Origin of the sequence: Zhongshania aquatica (genome assembly GCF_027257955.1) — a bacterium.
Classification (GTDB): Bacteria; Pseudomonadota; Gammaproteobacteria; order Pseudomonadales; family Spongiibacteraceae; genus Spongiibacter; species Spongiibacter aquatica.
The window spans coordinates 1-6,058 of the sequence record NZ_JANZNQ010000056.1; the positions used below are offsets into that span (position 1 = coordinate 1).

The window sequence follows — 6,058 nt, forward strand, 5'->3', positions numbered from 1 at the left end:
ACTCCAACTCTTGTAATGTTCATATAGGGCTTCTCCTCATCTTCTGAATGGCAAATTGACACTTACCATTCTGGCGCATTGACGCCGCATTGCTAGGGTGAGGAGGAGTCCATCCCATTGCTTACGAACATCTAGCATCCCGCCAGTGCATCTCTGGGCTCGGAGTGAGTATTGCTCCTGTAAGTGGTCCGTTAGCTTTGTCACGGCCTCCTGAATGGTTAGCTCAACGGTATCAATATTTTCAAATCGGGCGGCGAGCCATGACACTAGCGCTTGGTGGTTGCTAGCTTCGTTGCCTTTTCCGATTAGTGCGACGAGGTCATTTGACTGGCAGCCACTTTGTGCAAGGAGGACAGTTGCGATGCGGTCTATATTTTTGTCGATATTCGATCTAGTCATTCTCTGCTCCTTGACTGGGACTGATATTGGCCAGTGGGTTGTTTGTCTCAGCATTAAGCGCGTTATTGGGAAATTGTTGAGTCAGTAAGCGTTCGAAGGCTGAGCCGTCTGCTCTGGTCAGGTTGGGCACATAGCGAGAGTAAACTTTGAATAACATCTCGGTGGTGGTGTGGCCCATTTGCCGAGCAATCCATTCTGGCGATTCACCAGCAGCTAGCCATAAGGTCGCGGCGGTATGGCGGGTCTGATAGGGGCGGCGATTGTTTAATCCGAGGTATCGCAATAATGGGTACCATACTCTCCGAGTAATATTGTTGTGAGAAAGTGGCGTGCCTAGTCGATTGCAAAAGACATAGGCGTATTCGGAAGTAGCGTCACGTTGGGCAAGGAGGGCATCGTAAACGGGCTGCGACATCTGGATTTCACGCTGGGAGCCATCGTTCTTGGTGTACTCCATTTGGCCCATTACCCAGGTCTCTCGAATGAGAATCTCCCGGCGCTCAAAATCGACGTACTTCCACATTAGTCCGTCAATCTCGCCAGTACGCATACCGGTAAAGAATCGTGTGGTGTAGTAGTTTTTAAAATCAGCGCGAACTGTCGCGATGATGCGATGCACATCTTCAAACGAAAACGGTTCGATATGAGATTTCTGCAATTTGAGGGTCTTAATACCGCGGAACGGCGAGGCGTACTGATATCGTTCTGCCCCTTCGTTTAGTATTTGTCGTAAGGGCATCATGATTTTATTTATTCGGGCGGGAGATAGCCCTGTGTTGCCATTTTTACGCGGTATTTTGGTGAGGTTGGCGCGAAAGGCGAGTAGCTGAGCCTTGGTGATTTGATCTAGTGGCATGTCACCGAAAGCGGGGCAAAGGTATTTACGCAGAGTTAAGGCGACATTGTCTTTGTGGCTGTTACGCCAGCTAACTTCTGTTTCAGAAAACCAGACTGCAGAGAATTCTGCAAAAGTGGGAGTATATGATTTTAACTGATCAATGCGGCGAGCGTGATCCTGAAAATCGGCGACCCGCTTAGATTTGGGAAAGTAGCGTGCGTAGTCAAACGTATCGAGAGTGATCTCAGCCTCAATGCGCTCTAGAATTTGCTTAGCACGCTTCTGGTTTGCAGGGGTGTCGTTGAGCTTAGTTTGTTCTCGACAGCGAACCCCCTTGTAGCGGAAGTCGATATAGATACGATTTGATCTAACGCCTATTGATGCCATTTGATTTTTCCTCCTCTACTGAAGGCCGGCGATGAGGGAGTCGAGATGAACAGGCGACGCCATATCCTTTTCGATGCGTTCCCATATATAAAGAATCTTTCTACCGCCAAACGGGCGAATGTAGTGAATGCCCTCAAGAAGAACTGAATCCTTGAGTCGAGTACGAATAGTTCTTGCGTCGTATTTAATTTTCCCGGACAGCTCTTCTGTTGTTAGATATGTATTACTCATATTGAAGCCTCTTAAATCTATCCAATGATGCGTTTATGCATCGTACGATATCAGGATACATCAATTCGCAGTTGGTGCAAGCATTATTTGATAGTTTTACGTATCATGTGATTAATATATCGAGTGAGCGATACTTTGATGCTGCGGTTTAAGATTAAAGAAATGATTGCGAAGAAGGAGTTTGACGAGAATCGTCGAATTACTATCGCCGAGGTTGCGGAGGCTGCAGGTATCCACCGAATGACCCTTTCAAAGATGATCAATCAGCGGGGCTACAATAGCGGAACAGAGAATCTAGACAGGCTCTGTGATTACTTCAGGTGTCCGATTGAGGAGCTGGTTGAGCACGTGCCGACCAAAATGCTGAACGCGGAATGAGTTGCGGATTCATTAATCTCTCATTTTGGTCGCGAAGGGCAGCAGTCGTAAATTGGGGTTTTTCTCATAGCTGGAATTTGGCGTGGTCACAAAATGGTCACGTTTTGGTCACAAAGCAGATTTCGGGCAATATTGATAAGTAAATAAGCGAGGCCGATTGAGGCGGGAAACCCTCTCTGTTATAGTGTCGCGCTTCGTGAAATACCCATTTCGCGCCCGTAGCTCAGCTGGATAGAGCGCCGCCCTCCGGAGGCAACTCCTGTATTGAATACCCCGTCATCTTAATCGTATATTAGTAGTAACTAATTGTATTTTATAGCAATTAAATTATATCTAAGCGATGGCCATTAAAGCCATTTAAAGTATATTTTCTAAAACCTATTTATTTTGGCGCAAAAGTTAAAGTTATTTTGTGTCATATATAGCACGATTTGACACCTGCATTAAAATTCATCAATCTGTGTGCATGTAAATCAGCCAGAATGGATTGCCTGTGTTGGATAATTCTGTAGAGGAGTACGGAGCCACTTTAGAGTGGCACGTATCTAAGGGTACGCATCTAAAATGTCACCCTAAAGCAAGAAGGGCTTGGCGAAGTTGGCGTGACTTAGAGCGGCAATTTGCGCCATTTGGCGACATACCCTCGGCCTTGATTGAGCAGCTGCAGTCGGTGAATCCTATCCATGTCCGACGAAGTAGCGATAAAAACAATCCAGAGGTCTACGAGTTTTTTGGCGGATTTGCTTCAGTTGCGTTTGTGATGGATGGACGTCTAGATAGGGCGCTGTTTTGTGTGCATAACAAGCCAACGACGAAAGTCGTTCAGGATACGGCTACGTCGTCGTTGTTGACCCCATTGCTGTATAGCTTGCATCGAAAAGATGGGTTATCGAGTCTATATAAGTCAGTAAATACTTACTTCTCTAAGTCTGAGTTGAAGAGCCTGTTTCCCGGGGGTGGGTTATCGCTATCCCGCATGGCAAAGCTTGCGGGAGTGGGTATTTCTCAGTGTCGCGCTAAGCCTGCTAGTAAGGACAAAATTGAAGCGCAAGGCACAATATTACAGGCCATCTTTGATGAAAATGATCTCGATTATTGAAGCGGAGTTGGCAGTGCTAAAAAATGCCGACGGGATAAAAGCGAGCGCTCAGAAAGACATCCTGGCATATGGCGCAAGTTTGCTAGCTAGATTGGCTGGTGGGGAGTTTGGGCCGCCGCCGGAGGATGAGATTGTCAACGTACTTTCCGAGTATGAAGCTGATTCAGTTCCGTGTGCTGAAGTTCTTGTTGCTCACTACGAGAGTATAAGGCGCGCTAGAAATGTTGAGGCGTGTATCGTGTCTTGCATGCTCTGTGCACAGCCTTCGCATAATTCCATTTATTTAGAAAAGCATGAGCGGATTACGGCGTGGGCGTTCCTAGCATGTCTTGCTCTTGATAAGGCCGATAAGGAGGCGAACCAAGGTGTAATTGAAGAAGGCGCACGTCGAATCCGGCTGATGACGACGCAGAAATATCAGTGGATGTACCAGGAACTGCCAGATTTCGATAAGTCAATTGAGGATACTCATAAAGCACTTACTGAGCTGATGGCGGGTCTGAGCGATGAGCTCAAAAAGGTCGAGGCTAACTCGGTTGGGTGTGAGTCCGTGAGTGGCAATGTATTTACTGCAGTTGAGGGCGCTAACCAGCTCCCGGCAATACCAAGATCTAGAAAGCAGTCCATTGGGCATGTCTGCTCTCTAGTGAAGCATTACTATAAGACGTTATGGCTTGAAGAGGAGGGGAGCGAGCCGGGAGAGTCGATAGATGACCGTAGCACAGTTGTTTCAGTTTCGTCGGCTGCTGGGCTCGACGATGGCGGTGTCAAGTTTCGCGAATGGCTCGAAAAAGGAACGCAGGCGCATGGAGCAATAGCTGGAGCGGAATTCGACCGTGACCGGCCCATAGGGGCAAAATATGTCGAACCAAGCTTAAATCATCCCGATAGTATAAATCGGTCGCGGGCTTTAATTCACTATAGAGCTAGTGCGATGGTGAATAGGATTGCGATGAGAAATATGGCTAATCCAAGTGATTGGGGTGTTCTTACGTGGTTCGAGGCCACGATATTTGCGCGCGCCGTCACCAATAAGTTAAATACAAGTAAGTCAGCGGTCCTCGGGTTATTTATGCTTTTGGCAGGGCGGTCAGCCGATAGGGTCAAATTGCTAATTCTGAATACTGGAGCGTCGAGCGCAAAGACGCAAAATGACCAGATTCTTTTTAGTGACGATCGCGTTGCTGTGGCGTTTTCGTTGAACCTGCCCGCTCCTGTCGGTGCAGTTGTAGCGAAGTCGTTATTGATGCAAGTAAAGAATACGCTTTTCCTGCGCCTGCCACACAGCTTACTGGAGCCGCTTCGGGATCTAACAACGATTTTACCTGAAGATTATGGTTCCGTTGAGAAGGACCTTAAGGGGTTAATAAAGGAGCTGAATGATCAATATGATCTACGGCTAACTATTCCCCGTCTGTGTGGCTTTTTGCGTAGCCAAATGAGGCGTCGGCTAGATGATCCGGCCGATGCATCGTTAATCTGCGGAGAAACGCCAGATCAGTGCCCCGCCTTATATTATTATGCTGTCGCGCCAGAGCGTGTTGTTAGTGAATATCGGGTGTGGGCTGATGAACTGATGGGCGCGGCCGGCATCGCCGGGATATATCCTTCTTGTATACCAAGTCAGGATCAATTAATTGGGAGTAATACCCAATTTGATCCAAAATATATTAAGAGTTTGTATAAGCATTTGGCTAGAGCAGTAACCCTCCTCAATAATATCAAAACAAAGGACTATAAGTTATTTCATATACCTGTTTAACCCCACTTTCCTGATCAATTACCCCACTTTTAAGGTAACGGGAAAGTGCTTTCGCCTGATGGGAGGCTTATGCGCAGTATGATACTAGCCCCCCTCTACAGAGTCACTTTCTGTTTCTGATGGTAATGGGGATAGGGCGATAAGTGGAATTCCTGCATCATTCATTAAGTTTTCTATTAGCTTCTGTAATCGGCTTTCAGGTTCACTCGCAATTTTTCTACAAGCAGCAATAAATGATTTCATTGCTGGGTCAAACACTAAATAAGCATTTCCTCGATTCGTATACATCTGGCGAAAGTGAAGCAATACGGTCTTACGATCTTCAGGCGTTGCTGTCCTTATAAAATCCTCATAGTCTTCAGGGGTTTTGAGGTTTAACACATTTTCATGACGCGACGACCATCCACGATTTACGCGAATACTTGTGCAAACCTCTACAATACTGAGTGATTCTTCGCTACTTTTTGCTATCCTGTCGGCCTCTTGCTTAATCCGTGAATGCAGTTCATCGGCAAAATGAAAAGTATCGGAATAGTTTGCCAATTGATCACCGGCAGACTCAATCCATTTGCGTATTATTTCCTCAGCGAGCTCGCCTCCTCCTTCCAGTCTTGCAACCATCGAACTTAAACCGGATGCCGCATGAGCGCTGGCAAAGCTTATACGATCACAGAGCGCCTCAGCTTCTTCCAGTAATTCAATTTCTGATTTCGCTATATCCCAGGTTAGATCGTGACTGAACTTATTCAAATCCACACTGAAACGCGCCTTGTCAGCATCTGATTCGTAGGTCTTTAGAATTGCATCTAGTCTAGCCCGGTCAAAAAGCCCCGAGCGGTGCGTATTTTTGTAACTATGAACACTGAATTTTGCGAAGCGTGAACACCTGCACCCTTCCTTTTTGCAGGCACCGCTATTTAACGCGAAGTGTTCACAGTGGGTCAACGCTATGATGAATTTTGCG

Annotated in this window: 7 protein-coding genes; 3 read left to right on the plus strand and 4 right to left on the minus strand. The window is 46.7% G+C overall.

Going from position 1 to position 6,058, the window contains the following annotated elements; translation table 11 throughout:
* Positions 1-36 precede the first annotated feature (36 nt).
* From O9X78_RS20235 to O9X78_RS20245, 3 genes are read right to left on the minus strand one after another with little or no spacing between them, the layout of a single operon-like run.
* Positions 37-399, minus strand: a complete 363-nt coding sequence (locus O9X78_RS20235; protein ID WP_269621517.1) for a hypothetical protein — start codon at positions 397-399, stop codon at positions 37-39.
* A complete protein-coding gene (locus O9X78_RS20240; RefSeq protein WP_269621518.1) occupies positions 392-1,624 on the minus strand; it encodes a site-specific integrase in 1,233 nt (410 codons plus the stop codon). Before O9X78_RS20240 ends, O9X78_RS20235 begins: the two co-directional genes overlap by 8 nt.
* Positions 1,625-1,639: 15 nt before the next feature.
* Entirely contained in the window at positions 1,640-1,855 is a 216-nt protein-coding gene (locus O9X78_RS20245; RefSeq protein WP_159269735.1) for a hypothetical protein, read from the minus strand.
* A 138-nt stretch (positions 1,856-1,993) separates the two neighbouring features.
* On the opposite strand from O9X78_RS20245, the gene O9X78_RS20250 reads away from it, so the two are divergent.
* The 3 genes from O9X78_RS20250 (at position 1,994) to O9X78_RS20260 (ending at position 5,094) form a co-directional block, all read left to right on the plus strand.
* A complete protein-coding gene (locus tag O9X78_RS20250; protein ID WP_219043614.1) occupies positions 1,994-2,233 on the plus strand; it encodes a helix-turn-helix domain-containing protein in 240 nt (79 codons plus the stop codon).
* A gap of 496 nt (positions 2,234-2,729) precedes the next feature.
* Positions 2,730-3,332, plus strand: coding sequence for a hypothetical protein (locus O9X78_RS20255; RefSeq protein ID WP_269621519.1), 603 nt, complete (start codon positions 2,730-2,732; stop codon positions 3,330-3,332).
* Complete coding sequence (locus O9X78_RS20260; RefSeq protein ID WP_269621521.1) at positions 3,310-5,094, plus strand: hypothetical protein; 1,785 nt, start codon at positions 3,310-3,312, stop codon at positions 5,092-5,094. Before O9X78_RS20255 ends, O9X78_RS20260 begins: the two co-directional genes overlap by 23 nt.
* Positions 5,095-5,178: 84 nt before the next feature.
* Here the strand turns inward: O9X78_RS20260 and O9X78_RS20265 are convergent.
* Positions 5,179-6,058, minus strand: an 880-nt coding sequence (locus O9X78_RS20265) for a hypothetical protein (protein ID WP_269621522.1), incomplete at its 5' end; no start/stop codon positions are given.